Genomic DNA, 16,070 nt, shown 5'->3' with positions numbered 1-16,070 from the left:
ATGGCTGGCGCAGGCTATGTGGCGCAGCATCCGGAGCAACTGCTGCCACCGAATGCAATCGCGGGCGGATTACATACCTGAGTAGTTCGGCCCGCCGCCGCCTTCGGGTGTCACCCAGACGATGTTCTGTGTCGGGTCCTTGATGTCGCAGGTCTTGCAGTGCACGCAGTTCTGTGCATTGATCTGCAGGCGCTGCTTGCCGGCATTGGCTTCGTCCTCCACGAATTCGTAGACGCCTGCGGGGCAGTAGCGCTGCTCGGGGCCGGCGAACTTGGTCAGGTTCACGTCGACGGGAACGCTGGCATCCTTGAGCGTCAGGTGAGCTGGTTGGTTCTCTGCATGATTGGTGCTGCTGATGAAGACGCTGGAGAGGCGGTCAAATGTCAGCTTGCCATCGGGCCTGGGATACTCGATGGGCGTGCAATCGGCTGCAGGCTTCAGATAGGCATGGTCGGGTTTGTTGCGATGCAGCGTCCAGGGGATGTTGCCGCGCAGCACAAACTGCTCCAGGCCGTTCATGATCGAGGCGGTGGTCAGGCCCTTCTTGAACCAGGCCTTGAAGTTGCGTGCCTTCCACAGTTCCTCATACAGCCAGCTGTTCTCGAACGCATAGGTGTAGGCGGTCAGTTCGTCACTCTGGCGACCTGCGGCGATGGCGGCGTAAGCGGCTTCTGCGGCCAGCATGCCGGTCTTGATCGCGGCATGGCTGCCCTTGATGCGGCTGACGTTGAGGAAGCCAGCCTCGCAGCCGACCAGTGCGCCGCCGGGGAAGACAAAGCGGGGCAGGCTGGAGATGCCGCCGGCCGTGATGGCGCGGGCACCGTAGGAGATACGCTTGCCGGGCTTGATGCCATTGGCTTCGTCGCCTTCCAGGTAGTAGCGGATATTGGGATGGGTCTTCCAGCGCTGCATCTCCTCAAATGGAGACAGATAGGGGTTGGAGTAATCCAGGCCGGTGATGAAGCCCAGTGTGACCAGATTGTCTTCCAGGTGATAGAGGAAGGCACCGCCGTAGGTGTCGCTCTTCATGGGCCAGCCTGCGGTGTGCAGCACCATGCCGGGCTTGTGGCGCTTGGGGTCGATTTCCCAGAGCTCCTTGATGCCCAGACCGTAAGTCTGAGGGTCGCGGTTGGCGTCCAGGGAGTACTTGGAGATGATCTGCTTGCCGAGGTGGCCGCGCGCACCTTCGGCAAAGATGGTGTATTTGCCGTGCAGTTCCATGCCCAACTGGAAGTCGCCCGTGGGCTCGCCTTCCTTGCTGATGCCCATATTGCCGGTGGCCACGCCCTTGACGGAGCCGTCTTCGTTGTAGAGCACTTCGGCTGCAGTGAAGCCGGGGAAGATTTCCACACCCAGGGCTTCGGCCTGCTCTGCCAGCCACTTGGTGACAAAGCCCAGGCGAACGATGTAGTTGCCTTCGTTATGGAAGCACTTGGGCAGCAGCCAGTTGGGGGTGCGCAAGGAGCTCTTCTCGCCGAGGAAGACCATGGCGTCTTCGGTCACCGGCTGGTTCAGGGGAGCACCCTTTGCCTTCCAGTCGGGTATCAGCTCGGTCAGCGCGCGAGGATCCATGATGGCGCCAGACAGCGTGTGTGCGCCGGGCTCGGAGCCTTTTTCCAGCACGACTACGGAGACATCCTGACCTTTTTCGGCCGCCAGCTGCTTGAGGCGAATGGCAGTGGCCAGGCCACCGGGGCCACCGCCCACCACCACCACGTCATATTCCATGGCCTCTCGCGGGCCGTACTGGGCCAGGATCTCTTCGTTTGTCATCGGGAAAGTCTCGCTTGATATTGGATTGGGAAAACTGGCGTGCGCGGCCTTGGCAGGTGCGTCTGCAAAAACCGCGATGCGGGCGATTCTATGCTGACAGCCCGGCACGACCGTGCAGATTTGGCGACAGCGCATCAATCGGTGTTGCGACAAAGTCCATAGGCTAGTGATCGTCCCAGGGGGTGCCATCCCTCAAAGCAACTAGAACAAGGCGATGATGCCGTTGCAAATCTCGTTCAATCAGGAGACATACCGGAATGAAAATCGAACTGCCCGAGCTGAAGAAGCAGGTCTACGAAACGCGCTTTCCCGTACGCTGGGGCGATATGGACGCCATGGGGCATGTCAACAACGCCCAGTACTTTCGCTATCTGGAAACTGCCCGTATCGACTGGATGCGTGGCATGGGCCTGAATCCGGACCCCGCAGGGCAGGGGCCGGTGATCGTCAACGCCTTTTGCAACTTCTATCAGCAGCTTGCGTATCCCGACGAGGTGCTGCTCAAGATGTTTGTCAGCGATCCCGCACGCACTACCTTTGAGACCTGGGCCACCATGGAGCGTGTTGCACAGCCGGGAGTTATCTGCGCCGCTGGCGGAGGCACGGTGATCTGGGTGGATCTCCCCCGGCAGAAAGCCGCTGCGCTTCCGGACTGGATACGTTCGGCAGTAACGGCATGAGTCCAGTTCGGAATTCCGTACATCAATTCGGATACCGTCCGGAAATCCGATTACGGTTATGCAAAAAAGTATTTTGAATATAAGCAAATCAAAGACTTGGACGTGATTTCTTGGCTGGCACGGTATGTGCTTAAAGGACGGCACGCCGCTTCATTGCGGCTGACCAAGTGAGACTGGGACTGGACCTGGCTGACGAAACCTCGGTTCCGTCTGCGGTCCGTCTCGGTTTGTTGTCGCTGCCAGAACCCGGTGCCTGCATGGCCTGGATTCAGGTAGTGGCTCAAACAACGCATACCAAGATTCCAAGAAATGAAATCCAACCGCCTGACCATCATGGTTCTGCTGGCCATGGTTCTGGGTGTGGTTGTGGGCTATCTAGTCCACGCCAACGCCGCGACACCGGAGACAGCCAAAGACATTGCCGGCTATTTCGGCATTCTCACCGACGTATTTCTGCGCATGATCAAGATGATCATCGCGCCCTTGGTGTTTGCCACGCTGGTGGCAGGGCTGGCCAATATGGGCGATGCCGGCTCTGTGGGCCGAGTGGGTGGTCGTGCGCTGGGCTGGTTTATCGCGGCATCGTTCTGCTCGCTGTTTCTGGGTCTGGTTTTTGCCAATGTGCTGCAGCCCGGCCATGGCCTGACGGTGGAGCTTCCCACGAATGCCGAGAGCCTGGGTCTGAAGACAGGTGCGCTGAATTTCAAGGATTTCATCACCCATGTCTTCCCCAAGAACATCTTCGAGGCCATGGCCACCAATGAGGTGTTGCAGATTCTTGTGTTTGCGCTGTTCTTCGGTATTGCTCTGGGCTACCTGAACCACCAGAAAAAGCACATGCTGGTCGATCTGATGGAAGAGACCTCGCATGTCATGCTGCGCGTGACCGATTACGTGATGCGCTTTGCGCCCGTTGGAGTGTTCGGCTCTGTGGCCGGCACCATTGCCACCCACGGACTGGGCATGCTGCTGGTGTTTGGCAAATTCCTGCTGGGCTTCTATATTGCGCTGGCCGCGCTGTGGGTGCTGCTCATCGGTGCCGGCTATCTGGTGCTGGGCAAGGATGTCTTCCGTCTGCTCTCGCTGATTCGCGGCCCGGTGCTGGTGGGCTTTTTCACGGCCAGCAGCGAATCCACGCTGCCCAAGCTCATGGAGCAGCTGGAAAAATTCGGCATCAAGCCGCGTATCACCGGCTTTGTGCTGCCTCTGGGTTACTCGTTCAACCTCGATGGCTCCATGATCTACACCACCTTCCTGGCCATCTTCATCTCTCAGGCCTATGGCATCGAGATGACACTGACCGCGCAGCTGACCATGCTGCTGGTGCTGATGATCTCCAGCAAGGGCATTGCCGGCGTGCCTCGAGCCTCGCTGGTGGTGGTTGCCGCCGTGCTGCCCATGTTCGGTTTGCCGGAAGCGGGCATCCTGCTGATTCTGGGCATCGACCATTTCCTGGACATGGGCCGTACATTGACCAATGTGCTGGGCAATGCCATTGCCACGGCCGTGGTTGCCAAATGGGAAGGCAGCGAAGAGCAGGAGTCCTGCGCAGATCTGGCGGTCGAGCCACACCTGGTGCCCGAGCCCATTCGCGCCCGAGCCTGATCGTCCTATTGCCCGGATTCCTGTCCCCTGCGGTGCCGGGCGCTGCTACCATGGTTCGCACCATGTTAGCTTTCCTGCCTCCGCGCCTGCGTGCTGTTTTGCTGATCCTGCTCTGGCTGGCTGCAAGCAGCCTGGGCGGCTGGCTGGGCTATCAGGGCTTTGTCAAGATCGGTCTCGAGACTGTGGTGGCTGCCGGCAACAACCGCCTTGATCTCTATGCTGCCAGCCTGCGGCGCGAGATCGACAAATTTGCCTTTCTGCCCGATGTCGTGGCCCTGCAGCCCGAGATCCTGTCGCTGCTGCAATCGCCCCTCGACGAAAGACTGCAGTCTCGCGCCAATCTCTATCTGGAGGAGCTGAGCCGTCGTGCGGGCACCCTCAGCGTCTACATGCTCGATCACGACGGTCACGTGCTGGCTGCCAGCAATTGGCGCCGCGCCGACAGTTTTGTGGGCGAGAACCTCGGTTTCAGGCCCTATGTCCAGCAGGCATTGCGAGAAGGGCGCGGGCGCTACTTCGGCGTGGGCACCACGCGCGGCGAGCCCGGCTATTACTTGACCACTACCTTGGGGCAGGGCGAGATGCATGGCGTGGTGGTGGTCAAGGTCGGGCTGGCGCAGCTCGAACAATCCTGGGCCAGCGCAGAGTCTCCGGTACTGGTCAGCGATGAAAATACCGTGGTCATTCTCAGCAACATGCCCGCCTGGCGCTTTGCCACCTTGCTGCCGCTGGATGAGGCAAGGCGTGCCGAGCTGGAAGCTTCGCAGAAATACAACCGCCTGAACCTGCGGCCTCTGGGCTGGCGCGGCATGAGCAGTGTCACGGGCGTCAGGCAGGTGAGCATTCCCGATGTCAAGGACGCTGCGGCAGACCAGAGCGCAGGCCGCTTTCTGGCCCAGTCCAGACCTATGGCCGGCACGCCCTGGCAGATTACCGTGCTCTCCCCCCTGAGCGTTGCACTGCAGTTGGCGGCCAGTCGCGCCTGGGTGACGGGGGCGTTGATTGCATTGATGCTTTTGCTGGGAGCTTTGCTGTACCAGCGGCGCAGACATGTGCGTGAGCAACTGGCGGCCCAGCAAGCTCTGAAACAGGCCAACGAGGTGCTGGAAAACAAGGTGCAGCAGCGCACAGCCGATCTGCAGAGTGCCAATGTGGCGCTGCAGCAGGAGGTGATGGAGCGCGTGCAGGCCGAGACCACGCTGCGCGCTGCGCAGGACGAGTTGGTACAGGCTGGCAAACTGGCCGTCATCGGTCAGCTCTCTACGGAAGTGGCCCATGAGCTTAATCAGCCCCTGGCGGCCTTGCGGGCGCTGGCCGGTAACAGTCAGCGCTTTCTGGAACGCGGTCAGAGCGAGATGGTGCAAAGCAATCTGCAGCGCATGGCGGAGCTGACCGAGCGCATGGGACGTATTACCGGGCAGTTGCGCAACTTTGCCCGCAAGTCCGCAGGCCAGCCCGAGCCGGTTGAACTGGCCAAGGTGGTCGATGGCGCTCTGTCCCTCATGGAGCCGCGCATTGCCCAAAGCGGCGCCATGATCGTGCGACAGCCCTCGGATCTCGCGCTGAGCGCCTGGTGCGATGCCAATCGCGTACAGCAGGTGTTGATCAATCTGTTGAGCAATGCGCTGGACGCCGTGCAGGGCGGCAATACGCGGTGCGTGGAAATTGCCTGCAAGCGTTCCGGTGCCTGGGCGCAGATCACGGTGCGCGACCATGGCCCCGGACTCAGCGATCAGGCGCAAGCGAGACTGTTCGAGCCTTTTTTCACGACCAAGCCAGAGGGACTGGGCTTGGGTCTGGGCCTGCCTTTGTCGGCCGAGATCGCCCAGGCCGCAGGCGGCAGCCTGACGGGGGGCAACCATCCGGAAGGCGGGGCCATCTTCACGCTGAGCCTGCCCTTGGTGGATACTCGGCCGCTGTCCTGATTGCCTGCAGCCCATGAACCCTTCCCTCAAAGTCCTGATCGTTGAAGACGATGCCGATGTCGCCATGGCCTGCGAGCAGACCATGCGTCTCGAGGGTCTGGACTGCGTCTGCGTGAGCAGTGCCGAGCAGGCGCAAAAGCACCTGTCCCCGGATTTTGCCGGCATCGTGGTCAGCGACATCCGCTTGCCGCAGATGAGCGGCCTTGGGCTGCTGGCCGCCGTCCGCGTGCTGGATGCCGAGCTGCCCGTGATTCTCATCACAGGTCATGGCGATATCTCCATGGCCGTGCAAGCCATGAAGGATGGCGCTGCCGATTTTCTGGAGAAACCGTTTGCGCCCGAGCGCCTTGTGGACGCCGTGCGCCGTGCGCTGGAGCGCCGTCGCCTGGTGCTGGAGGTGCGCAGCCTGCGCCAGCAGCTACAAAGTCGGGATGTGTTGCAGCACCAGTTGCTGGGGCGCTCGCTTCCCATGCAGCAGCTGCGCAGCACATTGCAAAGCCTTGCGGCCAGCGAGGCCGATGTGCTGATCTGGGGGGAAACGGGCACCGGCAAGGAAAGAGTCGCGCGCAGCCTGCATGAATCCAGCCGGCGCAAGAGAGGCAATTTTGTCGCGATCAACTGCGGCGGCCTGCCGGAGACGCTGTTTGATAGCGAAATGTTCGGCAGCGAGGCCGGGGCCTTTACCGGCGCGGGCAAAAAGCGCATCGGCAAGATCGAACATGCCAGCGGCGGCACCTTGTTTCTTGACGAGATCGAAAGCATGCCCCTGGCCATGCAGGCCAAGCTGCTGCGCGTGCTGCAGGAAAGAGTGCTGGAGCGCCTGGGCTCGAACACGCTCATTCCCGTCGACTGCCGTGTGATTGCTGCAACCAAGGTCGATTTGCTGGAACTCAGCCGTCAGGGCCTGTTTCGCTCCGATCTTTATTACCGTCTCAATGTGGTAACCGTGAACCTGCCCCCGCTGCGCGAGCGCCGCGAGGATGTTGCGCTGCTGTTCGAGCATTTCGCGTTGCAGGCCGCTGCCCGCCACCAGCGCCCTGTGGCAGAGCTGACGCAGCAGCGTCTGCAGGCACTGCTTGCCCACGACTGGCCAGGCAATGTGCGCGAGCTGCGCAACACGGCCGAGCGCATCACGCTGGGGCTGGATGCCGGCCTGTCCCCGTCCGGTACGACGCCCGAGGCAGCGGCTTCGTTGGCGGCAACCATGGAGTCCATAGAGCGTTCCCTGATTTCGGAGGCCTTGCGCAACAACGAAGGTAGCCTGACGCGCACGGCCCAGGCGCTTCACACTCCCAAGACAACGCTGCACGACAAGATTCGCAAGTACGGGCTTTGACCAGGCTGTGGCCGAGCCATGAGCGCGGCAGAGCCGGCTCGCCGTTGCCGGGCTTGCGCTCCGGAGCGAAACCCGCATCCCGCTACACTGAGGCATGCGTGAATACAAGGTCATGGTCATCGGTGCTTACGGCTTCTTCGGCAGCCGGCTGGTTGCCAGGCTGGCCAGGCAAACCGGTTTGCACATTGTGGTGGCAGGGCGCTCGGTCTCTGCGGCGCAGGCGCTGGTTGAAAGTCTGGCCCCGAATGCTTGCTCAAGCCTGAGCCACGCAGTGCTGGACGTGATGGTGCGGGGCCTGGAGGAGAGGCTCAAGGCGCTGGAGGTGGATGCGCTCATTCACACCTCGGGCCCGTTTCAGGGGCAGGACTACCGCGTGGCCCGAGCTTGCGCCGACGCCGGCGTCCACTATGTGGACCTGGCCGATGGGCGTGACTTTGTCTGCGGCATCGATGTGCTCGATCCGCAGGCCAGAGCTGCGGGCGTGCTGCTGCTCAGTGGTGCCAGCTCGGTACCTGCGCTGTCCTCGGCGGTTGTGGATGCGCTGGCTTCGGGCATGGCTCGCGTCAGCGATCTCGACATAGGCATCAGCCCAGGCAATCGTACGGATAGAGGCCTGTCTACAGTCGCTGCCATCCTCAGCTATTGTGGCAAACCGCTGCCTGGTTCCGGGCAGCAAGCCTTGATTGGCTGGCTACGCAGCTATGGGCATGACTATCCGGCTCCTGTTGGGCGGCGGCTGCTGTCGGCCTGCGATATACCGGATCTCGCGCTGTTACCGCTTCGCTATGAAGGAAGTCCTTCCATCAGATTCGGTGCCGGGCTTGAGCTGTCGTTCTTGCAGCGTGGGATGAATGCCATGGCCTGGCTGGCTCACAGAGGGCTGGTGCGGGACTGGTCTGCACATGCGCGCAGGCTCAAGCGCATGGCGGACTGGTTCAAGAGCTGGGGCAGCGATGCAGGGGCCATGCATGTCACGGTCAGTGGCCTGGATGCAACGGGGCAAGCCTGCCAGCGCTGCTGGGTGCTTATGGCAGGCTCGGGCGACGGGCCCTATGTTCCCACGCTGGCTGCCAGTGCGCTGGTACGCAAGCTGGCTTTGGGTGCGCCGCTGGAGCCAGGCGCCAGGCCTTGCGTGGGGCTGCTGACGCTGCAGGACTTTGTGGACGAAGCGCAGGGGCTGGATATTCAGATGCGGAGACTGGATTGATGATGCAGAGCGCTTCTTTGTTTCAGCAGGCCATGGGCGATGAGTTCTGCAAGCTCGATGCCGCCCTGCAGCGCTTTCACGTCCTTCAGGGTGAGCATCAGCTCCAGGGCAGGGTGCAGACCGGCGCCCCCCGGACTCTGGCGGCCAAGCTGCTGGCGCTGGCTCTGGGCACGCCACGCGCCGCCAGCGAGGGGACGATTCATTTCGAACTGCAGGCCAGTCCCGAGGCGGAAACCTGGATTCGCATCTTCCCCTCGCAGCTCATGCGCTCAACCATGCAGTTGCACAATGGCCACCTGATCGAGCGCCTTGGCCTGGCGCGATTGTGCTTTGCCTTGCAGGCGGTAGATGGACGGCTCCTCATGCGACTGCAGCGTCTGTATTTTCTGGGTTTCCCATGCCCGGGCTGGCTGGCGCCGCGCATCGTGGCCGAAGAAGCCGGAGCCGGGAAGCACATGCAATTTCATGTCGAAGCGGCCGTCCCCCTGATTGGCGTGGTGGCCAGTTATCGTGGCTATCTGTTGCTGCCCGAGGAAAAAACATGATTGTGGTCTTTGATGGGCAATGTCTGTTGTGCAATGGCTGGGTGCAGTTCTTGCTCAAGCACGACAAGCAGGGCATTTTTCAGTTCGCTGCCATACAGGGCGAGGTCGGCGGCAGGCTGTTGGCCGATGCAGGCTTGCGCATAGAGGGTCTGCAGACCTTGCTGCTGGTGGACGGCCAGCGCTCCTGGCAGCACACGGATGCCATCCTGCGCGTGCTGCACGCCCTGGGCTGGCCGTGGCGACTGACAGCGGTGATCAGGTTGATACCCTCTGCATTGCGCGATGCGCTCTACCGAATGATCGCCAGAAACCGCTATCACTGGTTCGGCAAAAGCGAGCAGTGCATGATGCCGGACCCTGCTGTGGCTGCCCGCTTTCTGGACTGAATTCCGAATGAAGAGCGGCATCGCTCAGCGGACATGGGAGCGATGCCATTGATGGATCCGCAATCAGGCATGCTCTGGCGGCATGGGTGGAATATTCAACAGGGCTTGGTATTTTTTCTGCAGGTCGCAAAAGCGTTTCAGCGTCGGCAGCACAGCCTGCATATTCAGCGCTTCGTGCAGCAGCGGCAGTTGCTGCATGCCGAGCTTTTTCAACGACTGACTTGCCTCGTGAAAGCAGGCTTCGCCTTTTTCATCTTCGTAGTACAGCTGTTCCAGTTCGAGCCAGCCCGCGTAGTAGCCGTAGTCAAAGAACTCCTGAAAGTTCTCGGCAATCACCCAGCTCAATTCGTTCACGCAGGGCAGTGTCATGACGATGGGGCAGACGCTATCGGGTAGGCGCTCATCGACCAGATAGCTGTAATGAACGCTGTCGCAGCCCGTTGTCGCAAACGTCATCACATTGCGCGGCGTGCACCAATCGATGTAACTGGGTACAGGGGGGATCTCCAGTCGCAGGCCACAGTCCCCAAAAACGGCTTCGGGCGACAGGCCGAACAGCGGGCCCATGGCTGCAGCTGTGTCATACAAAGTCTGCAGTGGTGCGGGAATCTGAAAGGACCGAATTGCATTGCGCATTGCAGCATATTAGCAACGCCGGTTAGGCGGCCCGGCAGTTACTCGTTAGAATCTGCAGTCTATCAGTCCTTCTTGATGCTGCTGCTCGAAGGTGCGTTGCATCTCCCAGATTCGGAGATGCTCTGTTGCGTACCTGTTTTTATCAGCATCATGCCGCATTCTTCCGGGAAGCTTTCCCGACTGCAAAAAGCTCTGTCACGTCAGGGCATCCAGGTCTCCTACCGAGACAATATCTATCAAATCCATAACGAGCAGGCAGCAGCCACCATTTTGCTGCCCGACAGCCTGCCGCTGGAGCACAAAGCCGTTAGTCAACTGCTGGACTTCGCTTCGGTTGCGGACCCGCAAGGCCATGGAGTGGTCTGCAAAGCCTGTGCCACTCCGGACTTTCACCCCGGCAGCATTGCGCCCGTGGGGGCGGTGGTGGCCACGTCGCCAGATTTCGTGATTCCTGCGGCCATCGGCACGGATATCAACTGCGGCATACGCCTGCTGAGCACGGGCCTGACGCAGGCGCAGGCCGAGCTGCACAAAAGCACCATCGTGCAGCGACTGACCCGCGTCATCTTGCAGAACGGGCGCGATGTGCCCGTGCGCAGCGCAGGCTTCAAGGCGCTGTTTGATGAGGGGCCCCAGGCCTTTATTGAACAGTTGCCTGACGTGGGTCTATGGCAAGGCGTGAACCGCGATCGCCTGCAAGCCGAACTGGCCGAGTGCGTGGGTCTGCAAGGCTTTGCGGGCCAGAGTCGCTACGCGCCTGAAGCCCTGTTGCAGGCGCGCGAGCTGCTGCGCCCGCCGTCTGCCGCGGACCTGGGAAGCGGCAACCACTTTCTGGAGTTCTGCGTGGTTGAGGAAGTCTACGATCGTCATGCCGCCTACGCCGCGGGACTCAAGAAGGGCGATGTCACGGTGATGATCCACACCGGCTCGCGCGATGTCGGTTTTTATGTCGGTCGTCGCTGGATGGAACTGGCCAGGCAGCAATGGCCGCAAGGCATCAAACACCCCCAGCATGGTCTGTATGGACTGAGCGGCGCGCTGGCGCAGGACTATCTGCAAGCGATGGGTGTGGCTGCGCGCTATGCGTGGTTCAACCGCATGGCGCTGGCGGAGCTGGTGCGCAAAGAGCTGGCGGGCATTGCCGCGCCCGATGCATCGCGCCTGATTGTGGATGTGCCCCACAACGTGGTGATGACCGAGGGCGAGTTCAACGTACACCGCAAGGGCTCCACTCCCGCGCATGACGGCCAGTGGGCGCTGATTCCGGGCTCGATGGGCGACTACTCCTTCCTCGTCAAAGGTCTGGGCCATGAAGACTGGCTGCGGTCCTGCAGCCACGGCGCGGGCCGCCAGGTGCGCAGACAGGAAACGCGGCGCATGAAGCAGCCGCTGGTCGAATCCGTATGGCAATGCATCACCTTGCGTGAAGAGCGACTGATCGAAGAAGCGCCCAGCGCCTACAAACCCGTAGGGCCGGTGTTGCAGGCGCAGGAAGAGGCGGGGCTGATCCGTGCGAGTGTGCGGTTGAAGCCTTGGCTGACTTTCAAGGCTTGAGGTTGAAGTTGCTGCCAGCGCCTGACGTCCAGGTGTTGGCGGCAAGGCTGTTTGACTATTCGGGAGTTCGAGGAAGATGGGTGAAATTGATAGGTGGGAGACAATCAGATCAATGCATCGAACCCGCCACACCATAGCCACGGCTGTCTCGATTTGCTGCAATATCACATCTTGCGGGCTGCATGGGGCGGGCATGCATCGCATGCACAGATCTGGTCGCACCCTGTAATGCCCGGTGCGCTGGCTTATGGTGCCGGTAATGTATTCATTCATGAGTCAGAGCCAGCGACCGTGTGAGATGCAACAGTCACTTTTCGATCAATACTCGCTGCTGCAGGTCTCACATACCTGTGGCCACTTGAGCAAGCCATGAACATGACCGCCAGCTTTACTCTCGCTCCCGCCGACTTCGTTCGCCTGCAGAAAGTGGTTTCGCGGCGCTGGCATCAGAAGGCAGGGATGCTTTCCTGGCCGTTCCTCCTGCGGATTGTGGTGTGGCTTTCCATTGGCCTGGCCGGTGCAGCCTACGCGCGACTGATGCGTGAGTTTCCCGAGATCTCCCGCCCACTGGGAGTGGTTGCCTGCCTTCTGCTCGTCGCTTTGATCGCCGTCGTGACGATGCCATACCTGTCGCAGGCATCCATGCGCAAGCTCATGCTCCTGCCGGATGGAGCGTTTCTGTCGCCGCAAACGGTCACGCTCTCGTCGGACGCCATCAGGGTAGCCTCGGTTCGAGGTGACATGATGCTGCCGTGGTCAGGAGTGCTGGCGCTTGCCGAAGATGAGGTGAACTACTATCTGTTCATCGACGCTATGCAGGCTCTGATACTGCCCAGGGCAGCCATTGCCCCCATGGCTGCAGAGTTCGAGCAGTTCACGCGCCATCTCAGGGCCTCTGCGATTTAAGTCTTTGTTCTTGCAGATGCTGGCGCAGTCATGACGGCAACCCGAGGCGAAGGGCCAGGCTTGCATGCGTCCAATACCATCTTGCCCTTGTAGTGGCCTGCCGCTAATTTCCGGGTGTCTGTTTCTGCTCTTGAAGCGTCAAGGCCTCGCGTCGCTGGATTTCATCCACCAGTGCCCTGAACTGGCGTTTCAGCAACTGGCGCAGCACTGGCTTCCCAACCAGCGGCGGGATGGCGAAAGCCGGGACCAGGCGAGCGCTGTAAGCCAAGCGTACCCGGCCGTCGGTTTGGGTTTCCAGGGTATAGCTGCCGTCCATCTGCTTGAGATTGCCGCCTATTGCATGTGCGGCGATGCGCTGCTGTGGCCATTCGGTCACAGCCAGTCTGACCTCGATTGCCTGGCGAAAAAACAGAAACCCCAGACTGCCTTTTTGCTCCAGCAGCACCTGGTTGCCGTCGCGCTGCAGCACACGCGAACTTTGCATATCCGGTACAAAGTCGGCCAGATGGTCGTAGTCGGAAATCACGCTCCAGGCCGTAGCGAGCCTGACTTGCATGACGGCCAAGGCGCTCACCGTCAATGCCTCATTGTGCTCGGCAGTCTCTATGCGCAGCTCTTGTGCCGAAACCTGCAAACCGCCGCAGAGCAGAGTCAGAGCTGCGCCGCAGGCAGCAACAAGTCCTGTTTTCATGACCGGGATTCCTGCTTCAGCGGTGGAGCGGCGCGCACTTCGAAGTTCAACTCGAGCCTGTCGCGGACCTGGATTGCACCGCCCAGGATAGACAAAGGCGTGATGCCAAAGCTCGATTGATTGATGCTCAGCGAGCCGCTGATATGGAATTCGCCTGGCGTCCTCCTGATCCGGGCCGGTACGCTCAGGCTGCGTGTGACACCGTGAAGAGTGAGTTCCAGGGCCAGCAATACATCGCCGTCTGCTTCGGGAGGCGCATGTGCCCGGACCAGTGCAAACGGATGGACCGAGGTTTGCAGCAGCTTGTTGAGCATATTGGCACGGGTCGCTTCAATATCGGCAGCGCTGGGCTGGGTGTCCAGAGCGGCCTTGGCGCGCAGGGCGGGTTCGTCAACCGATAGCCTGTCCAGCGCCACATAGAGATCGGCGCGGCCAAGCTGAGGGGCCACATAGCCTTGCAGCTCATGGCTGGCAATCACATGGTCGTGCCCCAGTCTGGCCAGAGCGCCAGCGCGTCGAACGGTGATTGAGACCAGGGAATGCGAGGAATCGATTTGAAGCACCGACTGGCCCCGTGCAGCAGCATCGGCATAGAAGGCCGCAGGAAAGTCCGCAGGCCTTGCCGTCGGGCCGGGAGGCTGCTCTGGCTCGATGCCCGGCTGCGAGCAGCCCGTGATCAGAGTCAACAGGACTGCAATCAGCTGTCTGCGCAATGTCATGGCAACTCGCGCAGCTGAACGCGAAATTTGACGGTCACGGCGTCTCCCACGGCATTGCTGCTCTTCCACTCTCCTGTACCGATATCAAATATCGAGCGATGGGTGACAAATTCGCCTTCCATGCGGCGCTCCTCGGGCTTCCAGCTGAATGGCAGCACAAGCGGCTGCCTGCGGCCTTTCAGCAGCAGGGTGCAGCGTGCCAGGTAACCGGCTGCACCGGGGGCGTCGAGAATCTCCTTGGCATCAAAGACTGCCTCGGGATAACGCACAAAGTCAAACCAGTCCTTGCCGGCAATGGCCTGGTTGATGTCTGGATTGGCCATGTCGGCGCTGCTGATGCGAATACTGACATTCAGCCTGTTGCTGCCTGGCTTTAGAGGGTCGAAATCAAAGCGAACCCGGAAGCCTTTGAACACGCCGGTGACCGGCGTTTGCTCAAAAGTGGCGGTGAATTCCAGTCTGTTGTCGCCACCGGGCTTGAGCTCCCACGAGGTGGCATGAGCTGCAATGGAGCACAGCGTGGTGAGAAGGGTGGCGAGGCAGCAAACGGGTTTTCGCATCTGGATGACCTCCGGCAAACAGCGTTTTGCCGGGTTGGCCGCTGCTCTGCGAGGGATGATGCGTCATTGCGATGCAAGTTGCATCGATTGCAGGCAGCGAGTTACGGCTTGTTGCTTCAGGCTTTTTTCTCGCGCGGCACCCGGCCCATCAGATAGAACTCGGGATTGGGCTGCATGCCCGCGAAGCTGGCCATCCGGTTGGATAGTCCGAAGAAGGCGGTAATGGCCGCAATGTCCCAGATATCCTCGTCGTCAAAACCGTGAGGGTACAAGGCTTCGTAGTCGGCATCGTCGATTTCGGCGCTGTGCAGACAGACCTTCATGGCAAAGTCCAACATGGCCCGCTCGCGCGGGCTGATGTCGGCCTTGCGGTAATTGACCGCTACCTGGTCGGCAATCAGCGGCTTTTTCTCATAGATGCGCAAGATGGCGCCATGAGCCACCACGCAATACAGGCACTGATTGGCAGCGCTGGTGGCGGTGACGATCATTTCGCGCTCGCCCTTGCTGAGACTGCCGTCCTCCTTGAGCATCAGCGCATCGTGGTAGGCAAAGAAGGCGCGCCACTCGGCCGGCCGGCGAGCAAAGGCCAGAAAAACATTGGGAATAAAGCCCGACTTTTGCTGTACCTCGGTGATGCGTTGCCTGATGTCTTCAGGCAGGCTGTTCAGATCGGGAAAGGGGTAGCGGCTTTTCATGGTGCTTGTCTCCTTTGGAGTTTTGCTGATATGTACCAACCATGACAAGCATGGCACGGGTGGGCGCTCCAAAGCTGTCGTTTGCGTTGCAGATGCTGCTATTGCTGCATTGGGCCTGTCAGGCTTTTCCTGTCAGATGCTGGCATTCATCAGATTCGACGTGGCCGGTGTGCCGGCGGCGATCAGCAGCAGGCCCAGGACAAGCAGCACGCAGCCCAGACTGCGATCTACCCAGGGGCGTATGGCTTGTACTTTGGGCTGGAGCACCGGGGCCGAGAAAAAACAGGCTACCAGCGCAAACCACAGCACGTGGGCCACGGCGATGAAAAGGCCGTAGGCCAACTGGGTGGGCATGGGCACGGCAGGGCCGACGATTTGCATGAACAGGCTGAGGATGAAGAGCGCTGTCTTGGGGTTGAGTGCATTGGTCAGAAAGCCCAGGATAAAAAGCGAGCGGCCTGGCGCATGGCCTTTTCGTGCATTGCGCTGGCCTGGTTCGGCACTGGATCGGGACTCTGGCCGATCGCCATTTGCACGGCTGGCGCCGCGCCAGAGACAAATTCCGAGCCATACCAGATAGGCTGCTCCCGCATATTTGAGCAGATTGAAAAGCCAGGGCAGGCGTTGCAGGACCATGCCCAGTCCCAGCAGGGTGTAGGCCACATGGATCAGAACGCCACAGCCAATGCCAAGCGCCACCCAGAGACCCGCACGGCGCGATTCCATCAGGCTGGTGCGGGTGACCATGGCGAAGTCGGCGCCAGGGCTGATGACGGCGAGAGAGGTAACGAGAATCACGGTGGGCCAGGCGTTCATACTGTATGTTGGTTGAGTTCAAATATCTGTTTG

16 protein-coding genes are annotated in these 16,070 nt (G+C 60.7%); 9 read left to right on the top strand and 7 right to left on the bottom strand.

Annotation, left to right across the window (positions count from 1 at the left end; translation table 11 throughout):
- Positions 1–69: 69 nt before the first annotated feature.
- Positions 70–1,773, bottom strand: a complete 1,704-nt coding sequence (locus F0P97_RS13935; protein WP_182282869.1) for an electron transfer flavoprotein-ubiquinone oxidoreductase — start codon at positions 1,771–1,773, stop codon at positions 70–72.
- A gap of 257 nt (positions 1,774–2,030) precedes the next feature.
- On the opposite strand from F0P97_RS13935, the gene F0P97_RS13930 reads away from it, so the two are divergent.
- The 7 genes from F0P97_RS13930 (at position 2,031) to F0P97_RS13900 (ending at position 9,457) form a co-directional block, all read left to right on the top strand.
- Positions 2,031–2,453: an acyl-CoA thioesterase gene (locus F0P97_RS13930; protein WP_182282868.1), complete on the top strand. Its 423-nt coding sequence runs from the start codon at positions 2,031–2,033 to the stop codon at positions 2,451–2,453.
- 309 nt (positions 2,454–2,762) lie between these two features.
- Positions 2,763–4,058: a dicarboxylate/amino acid:cation symporter gene (locus F0P97_RS13925; RefSeq protein ID WP_182282867.1), complete on the top strand. Its 1,296-nt coding sequence runs from the start codon at positions 2,763–2,765 to the stop codon at positions 4,056–4,058.
- A gap of 62 nt (positions 4,059–4,120) precedes the next feature.
- Positions 4,121–5,983, top strand: coding sequence for a sensor histidine kinase (locus F0P97_RS13920; protein ID WP_232537927.1), 1,863 nt, complete (start codon positions 4,121–4,123; stop codon positions 5,981–5,983).
- 13 nt (positions 5,984–5,996) lie between these two features.
- Complete coding sequence (locus F0P97_RS13915) at positions 5,997–7,319, top strand: sigma-54-dependent transcriptional regulator (RefSeq protein ID WP_182282865.1); 1,323 nt, start codon at positions 5,997–5,999, stop codon at positions 7,317–7,319.
- Between the two features lie 94 nt (positions 7,320–7,413).
- Complete coding sequence (locus F0P97_RS13910; RefSeq protein WP_182282864.1) at positions 7,414–8,526, top strand: saccharopine dehydrogenase family protein; 1,113 nt, start codon at positions 7,414–7,416, stop codon at positions 8,524–8,526.
- Positions 8,526–9,071: a DUF4166 domain-containing protein gene (locus F0P97_RS13905; protein WP_182282863.1), complete on the top strand. Its 546-nt coding sequence runs from the start codon at positions 8,526–8,528 to the stop codon at positions 9,069–9,071. Before F0P97_RS13910 ends, F0P97_RS13905 begins: the two co-directional genes overlap by 1 nt.
- Entirely contained in the window at positions 9,068–9,457 is a 390-nt protein-coding gene (locus F0P97_RS13900) for a thiol-disulfide oxidoreductase DCC family protein (protein ID WP_182282862.1), read from the top strand. The genes F0P97_RS13905 and F0P97_RS13900 overlap by 4 nt, the downstream gene beginning before the upstream one ends.
- Before the next feature lie 63 nt (positions 9,458–9,520).
- Here the strand turns inward: F0P97_RS13900 and F0P97_RS13895 are convergent, their stop codons facing one another.
- Positions 9,521–10,093 carry a hypothetical protein gene (locus F0P97_RS13895; RefSeq protein ID WP_182282861.1) on the bottom strand — a complete coding sequence of 191 codons (573 nt, stop codon included), beginning with the start codon at positions 10,091–10,093 and terminating at the stop codon, positions 9,521–9,523.
- Positions 10,094–10,168: 75 nt separating this feature from the next.
- On the opposite strand from F0P97_RS13895, the gene F0P97_RS13890 reads away from it, so the two are divergent.
- Positions 10,169–11,647, top strand: a complete 1,479-nt coding sequence (locus tag F0P97_RS13890; protein ID WP_182282860.1) for an RtcB family protein — start codon at positions 10,169–10,171, stop codon at positions 11,645–11,647.
- 369 nt (positions 11,648–12,016) lie between these two features.
- Complete coding sequence (locus F0P97_RS13885) at positions 12,017–12,553, top strand: YcxB family protein (RefSeq protein WP_182282859.1); 537 nt, start codon at positions 12,017–12,019, stop codon at positions 12,551–12,553.
- Positions 12,554–12,656: 103 nt separating this feature from the next.
- Here F0P97_RS13885 and F0P97_RS13880 read toward each other — a convergent pair whose 3' ends face one another.
- The 5 genes from F0P97_RS13880 to F0P97_RS13860 all read right to left on the bottom strand — a co-directional run bounded on the left by F0P97_RS13880 (position 12,657) and on the right by F0P97_RS13860 (position 16,037).
- Positions 12,657–13,244: an SRPBCC family protein gene (locus tag F0P97_RS13880; RefSeq protein ID WP_182282858.1), complete on the bottom strand. Its 588-nt coding sequence runs from the start codon at positions 13,242–13,244 to the stop codon at positions 12,657–12,659.
- Positions 13,241–13,963: a YceI family protein gene (locus F0P97_RS13875; RefSeq protein ID WP_182282857.1), complete on the bottom strand. Its 723-nt coding sequence runs from the start codon at positions 13,961–13,963 to the stop codon at positions 13,241–13,243. Before F0P97_RS13875 ends, F0P97_RS13880 begins: the two co-directional genes overlap by 4 nt.
- Positions 13,960–14,523, bottom strand: coding sequence for a YceI family protein (locus F0P97_RS13870; RefSeq protein ID WP_182282856.1), 564 nt, complete (start codon positions 14,521–14,523; stop codon positions 13,960–13,962). The genes F0P97_RS13875 and F0P97_RS13870 overlap by 4 nt, the downstream gene beginning before the upstream one ends.
- Positions 14,524–14,639: 116 nt before the next feature.
- Positions 14,640–15,221, bottom strand: a complete 582-nt coding sequence (locus F0P97_RS13865) for a peroxidase-related enzyme (RefSeq protein WP_182282855.1) — start codon at positions 15,219–15,221, stop codon at positions 14,640–14,642.
- A gap of 132 nt (positions 15,222–15,353) precedes the next feature.
- Positions 15,354–16,037, bottom strand: coding sequence for a LysE family translocator (locus F0P97_RS13860; protein ID WP_182282854.1), 684 nt, complete (start codon positions 16,035–16,037; stop codon positions 15,354–15,356).
- Positions 16,038–16,070 lie beyond the last annotated feature (33 nt).

Origin of the sequence: Comamonas testosteroni (assembly GCF_014076415.1) — a bacterium.
In the GTDB taxonomy this organism is placed as follows: domain Bacteria; phylum Pseudomonadota; class Gammaproteobacteria; order Burkholderiales; family Burkholderiaceae_C; genus Comamonas; species Comamonas testosteroni_F.
Note: the sequence above shows the minus strand (reverse complement) of the source record. Positions and strands in the feature narration are given on the sequence as shown.